Origin of the sequence: Singulisphaera chitinilytica (genome assembly GCF_049331405.1) — a bacterium.
In the GTDB taxonomy this organism is placed as follows: Bacteria; Planctomycetota; Planctomycetia; order Isosphaerales; family Isosphaeraceae; genus PoT.
This window is the reverse complement of record NZ_CP186274.1, coordinates 2,751,982-2,768,608: the sequence shown is the minus strand read 5'-3', so window position 1 is coordinate 2,768,608 and position 16,627 is coordinate 2,751,982. Positions and strand designations below refer to the sequence as shown.

General features: G+C 66.7%; 13 protein-coding genes. 9 read left to right on the top strand and 4 right to left on the bottom strand.

Annotated features, from left to right (window positions below; translation table 11 throughout):
- Nucleotides 1-308: 308 nt before the first annotated feature.
- From ACOYYX_RS11005 to secA, 3 genes are all read right to left on the bottom strand, one after another.
- On the bottom strand, nt 309-707 hold the full coding sequence (locus tag ACOYYX_RS11005) for a DUF3467 domain-containing protein (protein WP_422929974.1): 399 nt from the start codon (nt 705-707) through the stop codon (nt 309-311).
- A gap of 297 nt (nt 708-1,004) precedes the next feature.
- Nucleotides 1,005-2,309 carry a 3-deoxy-D-manno-octulosonic acid transferase gene (locus tag ACOYYX_RS11000; protein ID WP_422929973.1) on the bottom strand — a complete coding sequence of 435 codons (1,305 nt, stop codon included), beginning with the start codon at nt 2,307-2,309 and terminating at the stop codon, nt 1,005-1,007.
- 323 nt (nt 2,310-2,632) lie between these two features.
- The gene (secA, locus tag ACOYYX_RS10995; RefSeq protein WP_422929972.1) at nt 2,633-6,268 is read right to left on the bottom strand and encodes a preprotein translocase subunit SecA; all 3,636 of its coding nucleotides are present in this window, start codon (nt 6,266-6,268) and stop codon (nt 2,633-2,635) included.
- 321 nt (nt 6,269-6,589) lie between these two features.
- On the opposite strand from secA, the gene ACOYYX_RS10990 reads away from it, so the two are divergent.
- From ACOYYX_RS10990 to ACOYYX_RS10970, 5 genes are all read left to right on the top strand, one after another.
- Nucleotides 6,590-7,384 carry an MBL fold metallo-hydrolase gene (locus ACOYYX_RS10990; protein WP_422929971.1) on the top strand — a complete coding sequence of 265 codons (795 nt, stop codon included), beginning with the start codon at nt 6,590-6,592 and terminating at the stop codon, nt 7,382-7,384.
- An 86-nt stretch (nt 7,385-7,470) separates the two neighbouring features.
- Nucleotides 7,471-8,898: a UTP--glucose-1-phosphate uridylyltransferase gene (locus tag ACOYYX_RS10985; RefSeq protein ID WP_422929970.1), complete on the top strand. Its 1,428-nt coding sequence runs from the start codon at nt 7,471-7,473 to the stop codon at nt 8,896-8,898.
- Between the two features lie 253 nt (nt 8,899-9,151).
- Entirely contained in the window at nt 9,152-10,231 is a 1,080-nt protein-coding gene (locus tag ACOYYX_RS10980; RefSeq protein WP_422929969.1) for a mannose-1-phosphate guanylyltransferase, read from the top strand.
- Between the two features lie 54 nt (nt 10,232-10,285).
- Entirely contained in the window at nt 10,286-10,783 is a 498-nt protein-coding gene (ruvX, locus tag ACOYYX_RS10975) for a Holliday junction resolvase RuvX (RefSeq protein WP_422929968.1), read from the top strand.
- A gap of 1 nt (nt 10,784) precedes the next feature.
- Nucleotides 10,785-11,642, top strand: a complete 858-nt coding sequence (locus ACOYYX_RS10970) for an SDR family oxidoreductase (RefSeq protein WP_422929967.1) — start codon at nt 10,785-10,787, stop codon at nt 11,640-11,642.
- A gap of 6 nt (nt 11,643-11,648) precedes the next feature.
- Here the strand turns inward: ACOYYX_RS10970 and ACOYYX_RS10965 are convergent, their stop codons facing one another.
- Nucleotides 11,649-12,023, bottom strand: coding sequence for an ATP-dependent Clp protease adaptor ClpS (locus tag ACOYYX_RS10965; protein ID WP_422929966.1), 375 nt, complete (start codon nt 12,021-12,023; stop codon nt 11,649-11,651).
- Between the two features lie 110 nt (nt 12,024-12,133).
- On the opposite strand from ACOYYX_RS10965, the gene ACOYYX_RS10960 reads away from it, so the two are divergent.
- From ACOYYX_RS10960 to ACOYYX_RS10945, 4 genes are all read left to right on the top strand, one after another.
- Nucleotides 12,134-12,460 carry a hypothetical protein gene (locus tag ACOYYX_RS10960; RefSeq protein WP_422929965.1) on the top strand — a complete coding sequence of 109 codons (327 nt, stop codon included), beginning with the start codon at nt 12,134-12,136 and terminating at the stop codon, nt 12,458-12,460.
- Nucleotides 12,461-12,650: 190 nt separating this feature from the next.
- Complete coding sequence (locus ACOYYX_RS10955) at nt 12,651-14,033, top strand: class I SAM-dependent rRNA methyltransferase (protein ID WP_422929964.1); 1,383 nt, start codon at nt 12,651-12,653, stop codon at nt 14,031-14,033.
- 300 nt (nt 14,034-14,333) lie between these two features.
- Nucleotides 14,334-15,005: a metal-dependent transcriptional regulator gene (locus ACOYYX_RS10950; protein ID WP_422929963.1), complete on the top strand. Its 672-nt coding sequence runs from the start codon at nt 14,334-14,336 to the stop codon at nt 15,003-15,005.
- A 232-nt stretch (nt 15,006-15,237) separates the two neighbouring features.
- A complete protein-coding gene (locus tag ACOYYX_RS10945) occupies nt 15,238-16,623 on the top strand; it encodes a DUF1501 domain-containing protein (RefSeq protein WP_422929962.1) in 1,386 nt (461 codons plus the stop codon).
- Nucleotides 16,624-16,627: the final 4 nt, after the last annotated feature.

Here is a 16,627-nt window from a genome sequence, read left to right as displayed (position 1 = left end):
GGTGGAACCCGCAAAATCGCCACGTCCGACACCGGATACGAGGTGTTGTGGATCACGCCGGGACCGTGGATAAGCGACCCGAGGAGAAGCGAGGAGGGATTCGGAAGTGAACCGAGGCGGGATGAAGCGAACCGAGTTGAACCGGCCGCGCGCGAAGAACCCTCACCTGCCGGAGTGGCGTCCGAGGCTCGTCGTGCCTGACGACGGCGAGGATGCCTGGGGCGAGATGAGGGCGAGGATTCCGACGGCGAGGCCGGCCCGTCGAGGCGAGGGCCGGTCCGGGCCGCCTTGTCTCGGTCGGGGCGTGATTATTCGACGACGCCCTTGGGGCCGGTGGGGCGGCCGGCGGTCGGCTGCGGGAACTGCTGCTGGGCGGTGCCCGCGCGACGACGGACGTCGAGCTCGATCGAGCCGAACGTCTGCTCATGGCGCTGGATGGTCATGCCCAGGGCGGTCAGCAACCGCTTGGCCGTGTAGAAGTTCATGACGATCCGCTGGTTCGCCTTGACCTCCTGGCGACCCGTGGCGAACGGCTGGGGATTCAGGCCGAAGTCGAGGATCACTTCCTCGGGCGTCGCCGTCACCCGGCAGAAATTCGAGTACGAGGGCACCGTCCCCGAATCGTCGACGACGACTTCCGTCGTCTGCTGCTGGATCGGATGGTGCTGCGAGCCCGCCGCGGATTCAGGATTCTCTAGTTCGCTCATTTCGATCTCCCTATTATCACTTCTCCCGGCGCCATAGCGGCGATGGGAGCCGAGCGTACCACACCCGCTTGAGACCTCACAACCGCCCGGAGTTACCTCTAGGGCGATTCCAAAGCCGCACGGCGGGGCGATTTGCTCCGCGAGAGGCGATTAACCAGTAAGCCCACGGGCCGAAGGATCCGCCTTCGACTCGCGGGCAAGCCGGGACTTCGTGCTTCGAGATGCCGGCCGGCTCAGGCCTTCCCGCGGAACCGCCCGGGACGCTTTCGAGAGTATCGCGGGCGGTCGAGGGGCCTGTCAATTGGCCAGTGCCGGAGTGGCGTCGACCAGGCGGTCGAGCTCGGCGAGGGTCCGGTGCGAGGCCCCGTGCTGGGCCAGGACGTAGGCACGACCCGACTCGCCACGCTCGGCGGCGGCCTCGGGATCGTCCAGGTCGGCGATCAGGGCATGGGTCAGCTCGTCGGCGCTGGAGACCCGACGCGCGCCTCGCCTCGAGAGCAGTTGCTCGACCGTCTCGCGGAAGTTCTCGGTGTAAGGCCCGAACATGACCGAGGCGCCGAAGGCGGCCGGCTCCATCATGTTCTGGCCGCCACGCCCAGGCAGAAGGCTGCCGCCGACGAACGCCACGTCGGCCAGGCCCCAGACCGCCGAGAGCTCGCCGATGCTATCCACCAGGATAATCGGCGCCGGGTTCCGGATCGAGGGGGATTCGAGCCCCTCGCTCCTGCGGACGAAGGTTTCACCCTTCGAGCGGAGCCACTCTGCAACTTTTTCAAACCGATCCTGGTGCCGGGGGACCAGGACGAGCCGCAGCTTCGGGTGCCTGGTTCTCGCGGCGTGGAAGGCGGCGAGGGCCGCGGCCTCTTCCCCTTCCATGGTGCTCCCCGCCACGAAGATGAGGTCGGAGGCCGAGAGGCCGAGCGCCCGACGCATGGCGAGGGTCCTCGGGTTCGCTCGGTCGCACTCCAGGCCATCATACTTGATGGAGCCGGTGACGCGGACCCGCTGGCTCGGCACCCCGAGGTCGATGAAACGCGCGGCGTACTCGTCGGTCTGGGCCGTCACCGCGTCGATCCGACGCAGGGTCGAGCCGAGAGGGCCCCGGAGCCTGCGATAGCCGCGGTGGCTCCGATGGCTTAGTCGCCCGTTGACGATCGCGACCCGCGCCCCGGCCTGCTTCGCGGCCCAGACGAGGTTGGGCCAGAGCTCGAGCTCGACGAGGGCCAGGACGGTCGGCCGGACCCGGCTGATCGCGTGCTGGGTGGCCCAGCTGAAGTCGAGCGGGGCGTAGAAGGTGACGAGGTCGGGGAAAGTCTGTCTCGCGAAGGCCAGCCCGGTGGTCGTCGTCGTCGAGATCACCACGTCCCAGCGGGGCCGCCTGCGGGCGAGCTCCTGGACCAGTGGTTGCAATAAATGCACCTCGCCGACGCTCACCGCGTGGAACCAGAGGCAGGGACGGTCGGAGATCCGGATCGGGGCCCGGCCGAGGAACTTCTCAGGCCATCCCTCGCGGTATCGACCCGTTCGCAGCCCCCTGATGATGAGGAGGGGAGCACACGCCGTCAAAAGGGCGAGATAGACGAGATTCAACAGCAACGGCATGGGGAATCCTTTCCCGGACCAGCATCGCGTACTCCGGCGTAACCGGAACAGTCACCCGTTAAAGCAACTCGTGTGCCCGATTCACCTCGGTATCCGCGTGCAACACCCCCCATCCCGGGCCCTTGCCCGGGATGAGTCGGAAGAACTCAGCCTACGATCTGCGTCGATCCGACGAGCGTTCGCCGCCCGTCGAACCTAACTCCGGCCTCTTGAATGAGATGCGGCACAATGTTGTATCCGCCGGGAAACGAACATGCCGAGCGGCTAGGCTCGGCATGCTCGTGTCAGCGAGGGTATGAACCCTCATGAGTTCGCGTCGCCATTCAGAAAGAATCGGCCGCGGCCTCTTTCCTCATGCAGCAAGCTTTGAATTTTTTACCGGATCCGCAGGGGCAGGGGTCATTTCGACCCACTTTTTTCCCGAGGTTCCGGACCGGCTCGGCCTTCTTCTCGGTCGACTGCTGGCTCGAGGCGATCGCAGCTTCCTGCTGGGCGCGGATGCCGGAGGCGGGGCTGGCGGCGGAAAGCTCGGAGGCCGGGGCCTGGTGGATCGTCTGGGCGCGGTCGAGCTGCCAGCGGCTCCCCAGGTAGGAGAGGAACTCCGGATCGAACTGCTCGACGCGGAAGATCAGGTCGGTCACCTTGTCGGAGACGCCGGTCCACATCTCCGAGAAGATCCGCATGCCCTCGCGCTTGTATTCGACCTTCGGGTCGATCTGGGCGTACCCTTGCAGGCCGACCGAGCTCCGGAGGTGGTCCATCGCCCGGAGGTGCTCCATCCAGCTCGAGTCGAGGATCTGGAGGACGAGCACCTTCTCCATCTCGCGCATCTCGGGCCGATGCTGCGAGTCGAGCGCGTTGAAGAGTTCGAGTCGGGCCTCTTCGCGACCCTCGTCGGTCATCTCCTCGACGTTCGCGTCGACGCCGAGCTCGGCGCGAGCCCAGGCCACCAGCTCGGCCAATTTCTTGGCGTCGGGGGCCGGGGAGGGGGCGGGGCCGAATCGGGTCTCCTCGGGCCTGGGCCCGTAGGCGGCGTCGATCCGACGCTCGAGCTCCTCGGCGAGCTTGGCGCCTCGATAGTGCTTGCGGGCGACTTCGAGGAGCAAGGCCTCGATCTCGGGACGCAGGAGCGGCCGGAGTTCCTCGGGGTCGACGGCCGTGCGGAACCGCTCCGAGGCCCAGAGGGCCAGGCCGTCGCGGTCGTACCGGGGGCTCTGGTTCTGGGAACGCTCGGCCAGGAACTTGGTCAGGCCGACCTGGACCGGGAACTCGGCCTCCTTGCGGGCGTAGAGCTCTCGGGTCTGAGTTTGGATCTTGCGGACGATCTCGGCCTTGGAGAGCTGCTCCCATTCGGCCGGGTCGATCGCGAGCCCGAACTTGTGGTGGACCCAGCCCGCCAGCGAGCGCCGGCCCCAGTCGCCCTTGAGGAACTCCTGGGACGGGGCGAGGTCGACGGTCGTGATCGTGTGGTTGGCCTTCTGGACCAGGAAGTCTTCGAGGCCGTTTCGGTCGAGCTCGAACTCGCCCCCCTCGTAGCTCCCGAACTTGCGAAGGTCCTTGTCCTTGAGGTTGAGGCTGTAGCGGGTGTTGGCCCAGGACGCCAGCGACTGCCAGGTCCACTCCGACGGGTCGGCGTCGGGGGGCAGGTTCTCCTCGATCGCCTCGCGGACCTGGTCGTTGGCTTGCCGCTCGGCCTGGCGCTTGGCCTCTTCCTCGGCGTCCTGGAACTCGGATCCGCGGAAGTCCCTGGCCGCAAGCTCGACGCCGAGCCGCTGGCCGGCCCATTCGGCGAAGCTGGCGGTCCCATAGTCGTCGGCCAGGAAGCGGTCGGCCGCGCCCTTGACCTGCTCGTCGATCATGTCGAGGATCGAGTCCTTGGCCGGGTACCCGTCCAGGAGCCGCTGCCGGAAGGAGTAGATCCGCTTCCGCTGCTCGTCCATGACCTCGTCGTATTCGAGCAGGTTCTTACGAGAGTCGAAGTTGCGCTCTTCGACCTTCTTCTGGGCCCCTTCGATCCGGCGCGAGACGAGCTTGCTCTCGATGGCCTCGTTCTCTTCCATGCCGAGGCGGGTGAGCACGTTCGAGACCCACTCCCCGGCGAACTTCCGCATCAGGTCGTCTTCGAGCGAGAGGAAGAATCGGGACGTTCCCGGGTCCCCCTGACGGCCGGCGCGACCGCGGAGCTGGTTGTCGATCCGGCGGCTTTCGTGGCGCTCGGTGCCGATGATGTGCAGGCCGCCGGCCTCGGCGACCTCGCGTCCCTCGGCCTTCATCTCGGGCGCGTACTTCTCGACCGCCGCGACCCAGACCTGGGGCGGTACTTCGAGCCGGGTCGGATAGAGGGGCCGGCCGTCCTCGTTCGTGAGGCGCTTCAGGTCGGCCCAGGCCATGAACTCGGGGTTGCCGCCGAGGATGATGTCGGTGCCGCGGCCGGCCATGTTGGTGGCGATCGTCACGGCCCCCTTCCGGCCGGCCTGGGCGACGATCTCGGCCTCGCGCTCGTGGTACTTGGCGTTCAGCACCTGGTGCGGGATGCCGTGCCGCTTGAGCAGGTCGGCGATCTCTTCCGACTTCTCGATCGAGGTCGTGCCGACGAGGATCGGCCGCCCGGTCGCGTGGACCTCCTGGATCTCCTTCAGGATCGAGTTGAACTTCTCCCGATCCGAGCGATAGATCACGTCGGCGTAGCTCTGCCGGGTCAGGGTCCGGTTCGTCGGGATGGCGACGACGTCGAGGTGGTAGACCTTGTAGAACTCGTTGGCCTCGGTCATGGCCGTGCCGGTCATCCCCGAGAGCTTCTTGTAGAGCTTGAAGAAGTTCTGGAGGGTGATGGTGGCGAGCGTCTGGTTCTCTTCCTTGATCTTGACGCGTTCCTTGGCCTCGACCGCCTGGTGGAGCCCGTCCGACCACTGCCGGCCGGTCATGAGGCGACCCGTGAACTCGTCGACGATGACGATCTCGCCGTTCATCTCGACGTAATCGCGGTCGCGCTTGTAGAGGTGGTGCGCCTTCAGCGAGTTGTCGATGAGGTGCGGCCATTCCATGTTGCCGGGCGTGTAGAAGCTCTCGATCCCGGCGATCTTCTCGGCCTCGCGGATGCCCTCGTCGTTGAGGTGGCAGGTCCGCTCTTTTTCCTTGACCTCGAAGTGGACGTCCCTGCGGAGGAGGCGTGCGATCCGGTCCGCCTCGGCATACTTGCGGACGTCGTCGAAGGCCGGGCCCGAGATGATGAGCGGCGTCCTCGCCTCGTCGATGAGGATGCTGTCGACCTCGTCGATGATGGCGTAGTTGAGCGGCCCCTGCGCCTGCAGGTCCTTGGTCGGCTTCATGTTATCGCGGAGATAATCGAAGCCGAACTCGTTGTTCGTGCCGTAGGTGACGTCGCGGGAGTAGACTTCCCTACGCTCTTCCGAGTCCATCTCGGACTGGATGGCGCCGACGGTCATGCCCAGGCCGCTGAAGAGCGGGCTCATCCACTCGGCGTCGCGGCGGGCGAGGTAGTCGTTCACCGTGACGACATGGACGCCCTTGCCGGTGAGGGCATTGAGGTAGGCGGCGAGGGTGGCGACGAGGGTCTTGCCTTCGCCGGTGACCATCTCGGCGATGTTGCCGCCGTGGAGCACCATGGCGCCCATGAGTTGGACGTCGTAGTGCCGCATCTTGAGGAACCGCCGGCCCGACTCGCGGCAGGCGGCGAAGGCTTCGGGCAGCAGGGCGTCCAGGGTTTCGCCCTTCGCCAGCCGAGACCGGAACTCCTCCGTCTTGGCGTAGAGCTGGTCATCGGTCAGGCTTTGCATCGACGGCTCGAGTTCGTTGATTCGAGCCACGATCGGCCGCATTCGGCGGATCTGACGTTCGTTCGAGTTCCCGAAGAGGCGGATCAGCCCTTCGGAGACCCCCTCAGACATCGCAGAGAACGCGTCGTTCGTCTTATCCCAAATTTCGCTAAGCAGTTCCATTGCCGAATTCGCCCTGCCCCGAAGAGCATTGTAGTCGGAATAAGTCGATTGTAGCAGCGATCTTACAACTGCCGGCGACCCTCCGTCAAGCGGAATGGCGGGGTGAGACCCGTCCCGAGACGCCGCACTCTAACCTTCATGGGACAATGACCTGCGTAAACTTCGCCCGGCTCGTTCCGTCGCGATCAAGTTGCCGTCGAAGATCCCGCGGCAAGGTCGTACAATATCCCGTCCCGATTCTAGGCAGGGCCGGAAGAGGGGGGACGACGCGCCGTCGGCTCGGTTCGCATCGCGGCATCGGAGGTCAGTGGCTTGCCGGAAATGATTGCAACCACCCGCAGCAGGCGGCTCTTGTTCCTCGGCACCGGCACGTCCACGGGCGTGCCCGTCTTCGGTTGCGATTGCGCCGTCTGCTCTTCGACCGACCCTCGGAATTCGCGCACCAGGCCGAGCGTCCTCCTGCAGTTCCCGCAGGGGAACCTCCTGATCGACACCACGCCGGAGATGCGCATCCAACTCCTGCGCGAGCGGATCAAGCTCGTCCACGCCATCGCCTACACGCACAACCACGCCGACCACCTGTTCGGGCTCGACGACGCCCGGCTCTTCCCCAAGTTCCTGGGGGGGCCGGTCCCGATCTATTGCGAGCCCGAGACCGAGGCGACGATCCGGAGCGTCTTCCACTACGCCTTCAACGAGCTCGGCATGAACCTGCCGCCGGGCCACCTGCCCAAGCTCCGGTTCGAGTCGATCGCCCCCGCCGTGCCATTCGAAGTCCTCGGCGAACGAATCCTGCCCATCAGGCTCGAGCATGGCCGATTCAATGTCGTGGGCTTCCGGATCGGCGACCTCGCCTATTGCACCGACGTCCGCAAGATCCCCGACGCGAGCTGGCCGCTCCTGGAAGGCCTCGACACCCTGATCCTCGACGCCCTCCGGTTCGAGCCGCACCCGACCCACTTTAACCTGGAACAGGCCCTCGAGGTCGTCGAGCGGCTCAAGCCCCGACGAACCTTCTTCACGCATCTCTCGCACAGTTTCGACCACGGCCCGACCGAGTCGACCTTGCCCCCCCAAGTTGCCCTGGCCTACGATGGCCTCGCCCTGGAATTTTGAAATTCTTACTTTCGATGCCGCGCAGGCGGCCGGGGGAGGCAACCTCCCTCGAGCCCCATGGCGGTGAACGTTGGGAGTCGCATTGCATGCCCCCCGACCGCGAACTTTTGGAGCGGTTAACGCAGCACGGTCAGGAACACCTCCTCCGGTGGTGGTCCGAACTCGACGAGGGCCAGCAAGTCCGGCTCGCGCGAGAGGTCGAGGCCCTCGACCTGGATCAGCTCGACCAGCTCGTCGCCAAGATGCTGAAGGGCGATTCGGGTGACGAGCCGGCCGCCTGGGACAAGGTGGAGCCGATCGAGGTGTTCCGCCTGCCCAAGACGGACGGGGAGCGAGTCGCGCGTCGCCACATCACCGAGGTCGGCAATGCCGCCCTGGCCGCCGGCGAGGTGGGCGTGATCCTGGTCGCGGGGGGCTCGGGCACCCGCCTCGGGTTCGAAGGACCCAAGGGGACGTACCCGATCGGGCCCGTCTCGGGCGCGAGCCTCTTCCAGATCCACGCCGAAAAGATCGTCGCGCTGGGGCGGAGGCACGGCAAGACCGTGCCCCTCTACGTGATGACCAGCCCCGAGAACAACGACACGACGGTCGCCTTCTTCGCCGAGAACAAGAACTTCGGCCTGGAGCACGTCCGCTTCTTCGTCCAGGGGCAGATGCCGGCCATCGACCGCGAGACGGGCAAGGTCCTCCTCGCCGACAAGGGTCGGCTCGCCCTCAGCCCCGACGGCCACGGCGGGACCCTCGCCGCCCTCGCCGTCCCCGGCCTCGACGGCAAGCCGAGCTGCCTTGATGAGATGCGCGAACTCGGCGTTCGCACCCTCTTCTATTTCCAGGTCGACAACCCGATGGTCAAGATCGCCGACCCGGCGTTCATCGGCCTGCATCGCCAGGCCGACGCCGAGATGTCGTTCAAGGTCATCGAGAAGCTCACCCCGGATGAGAAGGTGGGCCTCGTCGTCCGCGTCGACGGCAAGCCGCAGGTGATCGAATACTCCGACCTCCCCAGCGAGCTCGCCGAGCGTCGCGAGCCGGAAGGGACGTTGCAGCTCTGGGCCGGCAGCATCGCCGTCCACATCATCGAGCGAGGCTTCATCGAGCGGCTCCTGGAAGGACTCAGGCTCCCCTTCCATCGCGCCGTCAAGAAGGTCCCCTACGTCGACGAGTCGGGGAACTTCGTCTCTCCGAAAGAGCCGAACGCGATCAAGTTCGAACGGTTCATCTTCGATGCCCTCCCCATGGCCGAGAACTCGACGATGGTCGAGACCGACCGGGCGATCGAGTTCGAGCCGCTCAAGAACGCGACGGGCTCCGACTCTCCCGAGAGCGTCCGCAAGCGCATGACCGAGCTCTACGCGAACTGGCTCGAACGAGCCGGGGCCGTGGTGAACCGGCTGCCCGACGGTTCGGTCCCCTTCGGCATCGAGATCAGCCCGCTCCTCGCCCTCGACGCCGAAGAGCTCAAGCACAAGCTCGAGCCCGGCCTCGTCGTCGACAAGGCGACCTACCTGCGTTGACCGGTGAGTGAGGCCGCGGCGTCCTTGTGGTGCCGCGAGCCATCCGGGTACCCTGGAGGATCTTGTTCTAGGTTACCTGAGACTAGCCAAGGGTTTGGACGAAGCGAGGAGGCCGGGCCCGCCCGAGATTCGACGGGCGGATCGGGCCTTCTCCTCGGCCTTTGACCATCCGGTGGAGGCCGGTCCACCCCTTCCTGCCTCGAGGTCGTCGATCTCGAGGCCTTTCACTCGGACAAGGTAAACGGAAAGAGTCATGCTTTACGCCGTCGTCATGGCCGGTGGAAGTGGAACCCGCTTCTGGCCCAAGAGCCGCCGGAACAAGCCGAAGCAGTTGCTGAAGCTCTACGGCGACGCGACGATGCTCCAGCAGACGGTCGCGCGCATCGCGCCGCTGGTCAGCCACGAGCGCGTCCTGATCATCACCGGCGCCGACCAGGCCGAGGCCGTCCGGGCCCAGTTGCCCGAGCTGCCGGCCGAGAACGTCGTCGCCGAACCTTGCCCGCGTGACACGGCCGCCTGCGTGGGCCTCGCCGCCGAGATCGTCGCCAGGCGCGACCCCGAAGGGACGATGATCGTGATGCCCGCCGATCACGTCATCGAGCCCCCCGAGAAATTCCAGCGCACCGTGAACGCCGCCGTCTCGATCCTCGACAAGGATCCGACCGCGTTCATCACCTTCGGCATCAAGCCGACCCGCCCCGAGACCGGATACGGCTACATCGAGCGCGGGGAGGAGTCGCCGGCGATCGACGGCATCGCCGTGAACCGCGTCGCCCAGTTCCGCGAGAAGCCCGACCTGGCGACGGCCGAGAGGTTCCTCGCCGAAGGCCGCTTCTCCTGGAATTCGGGCATCTTCGTCTGGCGCGCCCGCGCGATCCTCGACGCCCTCAAGCTGCACCGGCCCGGCCTCGCCGAGGCGCTCGACCGCGTCGGCAAGACCCTCGGCACCCCCTCCGAGGCCGAGACCATCGCCCGCGAATACCCGGCGATGGAGAAGGTCCCCATCGACAAGGCCGTGATGGAGAAAGCCGAGAACATCTACGTCCTCGAGGTCGTCTACGACTGGAATGACGTGGGAGACTGGCGGGCCCTGACCGCCCTCGTCGCGGCCGACGCCCAGGGGAACACGACCCAGGGGAGTGTGCTCGCCAAAGAGACGACGAACTCCATCATCGTCTCCGACGACGGCGGCCTGATCGCGACCCTCAGCGTCGACGACCTCGTCATCGTCCAGGCCGGCGGCGCGACGCTCGTCGCGAAGAAGGACCAGCTCGACAAGCTCAAGGCCCTCGTGGAAGGCCTCGACAAGGCGGGCTTCGGCTCGACACTCTGACCCCATGCAAGACCCGGACGCCGCCGACGCCTCCTGCGAACGAGGAAACGACTGATGCCCAGGATCCTCGGCCTCGATTTCGGGACGCGTCGCGTGGGGGCGGCCATCAGCGACCCCCGCGGCGTCATCGCGACCCCGCTCGAAGTCTACGAGCGGATCGTCCCCGTGCGCGACGCCGCCCATTACCAGAAGCTCGTCGTCGAGCACGAGGTCGAGCGCATCGTCATCGGGCTCCCGCTGCACACGGGGGGGCGCGAGGGGTCGTCGGCGATCCTCGCCAGGAAGTTCGGGGCCTGGCTCGCCGAGAAGACGAACCTGCCCGTCACCTTCTACGACGAGCGTTACACGACGTCGGAGGCGGAAGAGAGCCTCATGGACGTCGGTTTCAAGCGTAAGAAGCGGAAAGGGCTCCGCGACATGCTCGCGGCCCGGATCCTGCTCCAGAACTACCTCGACGCCGGCTGTCCCGAGGAGGAAGCCCCCGCGGCACCCCTCGCAGACCCGGTCGAGGCCGAATCCGACTCTGATGCCGACGCCGAGGAGAACCCCTGAGTTGACCACCCTGATCGTGGGCTGCGGCTACCTGGGCCAGGTCGTCGGCCGCCGGCTGATCGCCTCGGGCGAACGGGTCCTGGGGACGGTCCGATCCCCCGAGCGTGCGGCCCAACTCGCCGAACTCGGGATCGAGCCGCAAATCGCGGATGTGCTCTCGGCCGAGTCGCTCCAGGCGATCCCGGATGCCGAGCGGATCGTCTACTGCGTCGGCTTCGACCGCAAGGCCGGCGCCTCGATGCGGTCGGTCTACGTCGACGGCCTGCGGGCGTTCCTCGACGCGAGGGTCGGCCGATACGAGCGGCTCGTCTACGCGAGCTCGACGGGGGTCTACGGCCAGTCTGACGGGAGTTGGGTGACGGAGGACTCGCCGGCGGAACCGACCCACGAATCGGGGCAGGTCTGCCTCGATGCCGAGAAACTCATCCGGGCCCAGGCCGACGCGAGTCATTCGGCCGTCGTCCTCCGCTTCGCCGGCCTGTACGGACCAGGGCGGATCGTCAGGCGGGCGGCGCTCTGCGGCGGGGAGCCGATCGCGGGGGATCCCGAGAAGTTCCTCAACCTCGTCCACATCGACGATGCGGCGCAGGCCGTCGTCGCCGCACTCGATGCGCAGCAGCCCGAGGCTTGCTACCTCGTCTGCGACGATCGCCCCGTGCACCGTGGCGAGTATTACGGGCTCGCCGCGAGTCTGCTCGACGCCCCGCCTCCGAGGTTCGAGACCCCGGCCCCGGGGAGCCCCGAGGCCAGGCGTGACGCCTCGAACAAGCGGATCTCCAACCGTCGGCTCCGGCAAGGGCTCGGGGTGGACTTGATCTATCCGGATATCACCACCGGGCTCGCCGACGCCCTCCGGTGACTCGGGTCAGGCGCCGGGCGCGGGCTCGATGTAGCAGCCGAGCGGGCCGTGCGGCTTCTCGTTGCGGGGGTCGGGGCCGTAGGTGATGACCTGGTCGCATTTCAGCTCGGCCTTCTCGAGATGGGTCGTGTAGACGATGGCGCGGCCTTCCTTGTCGATGCGGTGGGCCAGCTCCTCCGACGTCGCCATCGAGTGGCCGAATAATTTCATGAGCATCCCGATGACATATTCGAACGTGTGATCCTCGTCGTTCAGGACGATGACATTGTACGGCGGCTGCCGCCGCGTCTTCGTCTCCACGACTTCCTCGGCCCGGGGGGCGGACTGGGTCGTGACCACCGTTTCTGCGGCGTCGGGCTCGAGGGGAAGCTCTTCATTCATCGAGGAATTCCGAATCCGAATTGAAGGACGAACCGGGTCTGGACTACGATATCGTGTTCTCTTGCCCGCCAATTGGCAATGTTTTCTCACGATGGTTCCGAGGAGTTTCCATGCCCGAGATGAGCCCAGGCACCGCGCTTCGTCAACTCCAGCAGGCGCAGGCGGGAATGAAGAAGGCGAGGCAGGCGCTTCGGTTGTCCAGGGAGAACCCTCAGGCGGCCCGAGGAACCCTCAAGATCGGCTGGGAGAGTCTGCTCGCGTCCCACCGGATCCTGGCGACGATCCCCCTCGAGGCCGCCAACGAGGCGGTGATGACGAAGCAGCTCGCCGTGCAACGCTACGCCACCGCCCTGCTCGTCCGCCTGCGACGACTCGAGCGCACCGGCACGGTCGGCCCCGACGATGACGATGATGGCGAGGAATTCGACGAGAATTGACGCCGGGGCTCGCGAGGCCCTCGCCCCGTCGATCTCATGACACGATCCCGGTCCGGGGAATTTTCCCGAGACCTTGCACGGCTGATTTTCCCGCGGTTACGAGGGGGAAATCAGCCGCGATGCTCTGTGGATAGCGACGATAGATCCCCCGACGATCCGCCTATTTTCCCGAGACGACCCGAGGCGTCCCTTGCCAAGACCCGACCACCCGAGACCCAACCAGCCGCCTCGACGCGGGGGATACGACCAGGGCGGACCCCCGTACCGCCAGAACGAGCCGTCCAACTTCCTCGCGGGGGTCCCCGACCGCCCGCTCGACGTCGACGGGGACCTGCCGATCGTCTCCATCCGCGCCGCCGGGCATCATCCTTTCGTCTACCGCAAGATGGTGGTCAGCACGGTCGGCCACCTGCGCCCCTCCGACGGCGACCTCGTCCGCGTCGTCGACCGCGACCGGCTCCCGGTCGGCTTCGGGCTCTGGAACAGCCGATCCCAGATCAATATCCGGCTCCTGGCCCAGGGGGTCGATGCGCCTGGCGCCGACTTCTGGGTCCATCGGGCCGAGCGGGCGATCTCGCTCCGCCGCGAGGCCCTCGGCCTCGACGAGGTGACGAACGCCTATCGGGTCGTCCACGCCGAAGGGGACGGCCTCTCGGGCCTCATCATGGACCGGTTCGACGACGTGCTCTCGGTCGAAATCTTCAGTCTGGGGATGTATCAGCGGATCGGGCCGATCCTCGAGATCTTCTCGGAACGCCTGGGGACGAAGCACTTCCGGGTCCAGGTCGACGAGCGGATCGCCCTTGCCGAGGACTTCCCCGGCAGGCCGGTGATCAGCCCCAAGCTCCCCCCTCGGGTCACGATCCACGAGAACGGCGTCCGCTACCGGGTGAACTTCGAGGGGAGCCACAAGACCGGCTTCTTCTGCGATCAGCGCGAGAACCGGCTCGCCCTGACCCGGTTCACCCCCGGCCGCACGGTGCTCGACCTCTGCTGCTACTCCGGCGGCTTCGGCGTCGCGGCGCTCGCCCGGGGCAAGGCCAGCGAGGTCACCTGCGTCGACCTCGACGAGAAGGCCATCGGCTGGGCCCGCGACAACGGCAACCTGAACCAGGTCCGGCCGACCTTCGTGCATGCCGACGCCTTCAGCTACATGCGGCAGATGGTGGTCAACGGCCGCTCGTACGGCGTCGTGGTGCTCGACCCTCCCAAGCTGATCCCCGGCCGGCTCGACATCTCGGCCGGCAAGCGCAAGTACTTCGACCTCAACGTCCTCGCCATGTCCCTGGTCGAGCCCGGGGGCCTGCTCCTGACCTGCTCCTGCTCCGGCCTGCTCTCCGCCGAGGAGTTCCTGATCCTCCTGCGGGCCGCCGCGAGGAAGGCCAGGCGCTCGGTCCAGGTCCTGAACGTGACCGGGGCCTCTCCCGATCACCCGATCGGCCTGGAAGCCCTCGAAGGGTCCTACCTCAAGGCGATCTGGCTCCGGATCGGCGAGCCCACCGGCCTGACCACGATCGAGACCCTCGAGAATAATGAGGGCGAAGACGAGGGAGAGCCCGAGGACTTCGATTGACGCCCGACCCCGCCTCGAATGGGTCGAGCTGACATGCGTCTCGCGGGGCGGGATGCTTGCATCGTATGCACACAAGTCCGGCTCCAGGGCCCGGGCGTCGAGTCCGGGATCGAGCGTAGGTAGGCCGATCGAGCCCCTCTCTTGTGAGCCGAACTTGCGTGCAATTCGAGATTTAGGACGATCTCGGCGTTGGTTCCTTCCCCACCCACCCGGCTCTTGCGTACCATGGGTGCAAGCCGGAGCGAGAAATAGGTCGTCCGTCGGCGGACGACGACCTTCCCCTGGAGGAGGCGGTTCTTCGTGGCGAGTTTGACCGTCGAGAACTACGTGAAGGCCATCGCCCAGATCGCCGCCCGCGACGGGGGGCATTCCGCGGTGGCGACGGGGGTCCTCGCGCACGCCTTGGGGGTCTCTCCCGGGACCGTGACCGGGATGCTCAAGACCCTCTCCGAGGCGAGTCTCGCCACATACACCCCCTATGAAGGGGCCCGCCTCACCGAGTCCGGCCAGCGCCTGGCGATGAAGGTCATCCGCCGCCATCGCCTCCTGGAGCTCTTCCTGGTCAAGACGCTGGACATGCCCTGGGATGAGGTCCACGAGGAGGCCGAGCACATGGAGCATGCGGCCTCCGAGCGCCTGATCGACCGGATCGACGCTTTCCTCGGGCATCCGGCGGTCGACCCGCACGGCGACCCAATCCCCACGGCGGACGGCTCGCTCGCCGAGATCGAGGGGACCCCCCTGGCCAAGCTCCCCCGTGGGCAGTCCTTCCGGGTCGTCCGGGTCGTCGACCAGGACCCCGCCTTTCTCCGGTATCTGACCGAGTGCGGCCTCGACCTGAACGCCTCGGGAGAGCTCGCCGAGAACCGGCCCGAGTCCGGCGCGCTGGTCATCCGGCTCGAGAACCGCACGGTCGCCCTCGGTGCCGAGGCCGCCGGCAAGGTCCTCGTCGCGCCGCAGTCGGGTCACTGAGCCGCCCGAACCCGTTCCGAACCCGGAGATGTCGGCAATGAGACCGCAGGGTTGAGTCGGTCGGTACGCCGAACTCCAGGTCCGTAGTTGCCTGTTTCCTCCAGCCTCCCGACGCGCAAAGAACCGAATTTGATTTCTGTTGAACAAATCGGCTTTATGGGGCATAAAGGAGGGTCTCCGCAGTATCCCGCCGTCCGTGATCGCGAGGTGAACCGTGGATCGAAGACTCTCCGTGCGTGGACATTCGCATTCCATCGGTTTCCATCGCCGCGAATTGCTCCAGGTCGGTTTCTCGGGGCTCATGGGGATGGGTCTGCCCAGCCTGCTCGGCGGGCAGGCGAGGGCGAATGCGGAGGTCATGCCGCGTCGGGGGAAGTCGGTCATCCTGATCTTCCTGACCGGCGCACCGAGCCACATAGACACGTTCGACATGAAGCCTGAGGCGCCCGCCGAGGTCCGGGGTGGCTTCCAGCCGATCCCGACCAAACTGCCGGGGGTCTCGATCTGCGAGCATCTCCCCCAACTCGCCTCGCGCGCCGATCAATACGCGGTGATCCGGTCGATGACGCACGAGATCCCGAGCCACGAGCACGGGACCCACATGGTGCTGACCGGCATCGACAAGATGCCGCCGGGCTCGACCCACATGGCGTCGAGGTCGGACTGGCCCTGCTATGCGTCGGGGCTCGACTTCGTCCGGCCCCGCAACGACGGGATCCCCAACGGGGTCATGCTGCCGACGTACCTGAATAACGGCTACGGCTTCTCGGGCCAGAACGCCGGGCTGCTCGGGTCGAAGTTCGACCCCTGGCACATCACCCAGGACCCGAGCGCGGCCAATTTCCAGATCGAGTCCCTGACGCTCCCCGTCGGCCTGACCGCCGACCAGCTCGGGAATCGCCGGGCGCTCCTGCAGGAGATCGACGGCCAGCACGCCCGGATCGACGGCATGTCGTCGAGGAACGAGTTCGGCGGCCTGCAGGACAAGGCATTCACCATGCTGACCTCGGGCAAGGTCAAGCGGGCCTTCGCCCTCGAGCGCGAGGATCCGCGGGTCCGCGACCGCTATGGGCGACACCTCTTCGGCCAGTCGTTGCTGCTGTCCAGGAGGCTCGTGCAGGCCGGGGTCCCGATCATCCAGGCCAACATGGGCTCGATGAACAACTGGGACACGCACAACGACAACTGCGAGCAGCTCAAGACCAGGCTCCTGCCCCCGCTCGACCAGGCCGTCTCGGCCTTACTCGACGACCTGAACGCCACCGGCCTCATCGACGACACGCTTGTCGTGATGGTGGGCGAGTTCGGCCGCACGCCGAAGCTCGTTCCCAACGTCGGCAGCACGAACCCGGCGAAGGTCGGCCGCGACCACTGGTCGGGGGTCTTCTCCGCCCTCTTCGCCGGCGCGGGGGTTCGGGGCGGCCAGTTCATCGGCAAGTCGGACAAGATCGGCGCCTATCCGGCGACCCGGGGCTTCTATCCGTCCGACCTCGGCGCGACGATCTACAGCGTCCTCGGTGTCGACCCGTCGAGCATGGTCATGGATCCCCTGGGCCGACCCCTTGAGCTGAACCGAGGCCAGGTCATCGCCCCACTCTTCAGCGGCGCCGCCGTCTGATCAG

Bases quoted from the DNA above. Each gene is read 5' to 3' on its own strand.
- ACOYYX_RS10985 (WP_422929970.1), top strand. From the start codon at position 7,471: ATGCCCCCCGACCGCGAACTTTTGGAGCGGTTAACGCAGCACGGTCAG.
- ruvX (WP_422929968.1), top strand. From the start codon at position 10,286: ATGCCCAGGATCCTCGGCCTCGATTTCGGGACGCGTCGCGTGGGGGCG.
- ACOYYX_RS11000 (WP_422929973.1), bottom strand. From the start codon at position 2,309: ATGCCGTTGCTGTTGAATCTCGTCTATCTCGCCCTTTTGACGGCGTGT.
- ACOYYX_RS10965 (WP_422929966.1), bottom strand. From the start codon at position 12,023: ATGAATGAAGAGCTTCCCCTCGAGCCCGACGCCGCAGAAACGGTGGTC.
- secA (WP_422929972.1), bottom strand. From the start codon at position 6,268: ATGGAACTGCTTAGCGAAATTTGGGATAAGACGAACGACGCGTTCTCT.
- ACOYYX_RS10960 (WP_422929965.1), top strand. From the start codon at position 12,134: ATGCCCGAGATGAGCCCAGGCACCGCGCTTCGTCAACTCCAGCAGGCG.
- ACOYYX_RS11005 (WP_422929974.1), bottom strand. From the start codon at position 707: ATGAGCGAACTAGAGAATCCTGAATCCGCGGCGGGCTCGCAGCACCAT.
- ACOYYX_RS10990 (WP_422929971.1), top strand. From the start codon at position 6,590: ATGATTGCAACCACCCGCAGCAGGCGGCTCTTGTTCCTCGGCACCGGC.
- ACOYYX_RS10980 (WP_422929969.1), top strand. From the start codon at position 9,152: ATGCTTTACGCCGTCGTCATGGCCGGTGGAAGTGGAACCCGCTTCTGG.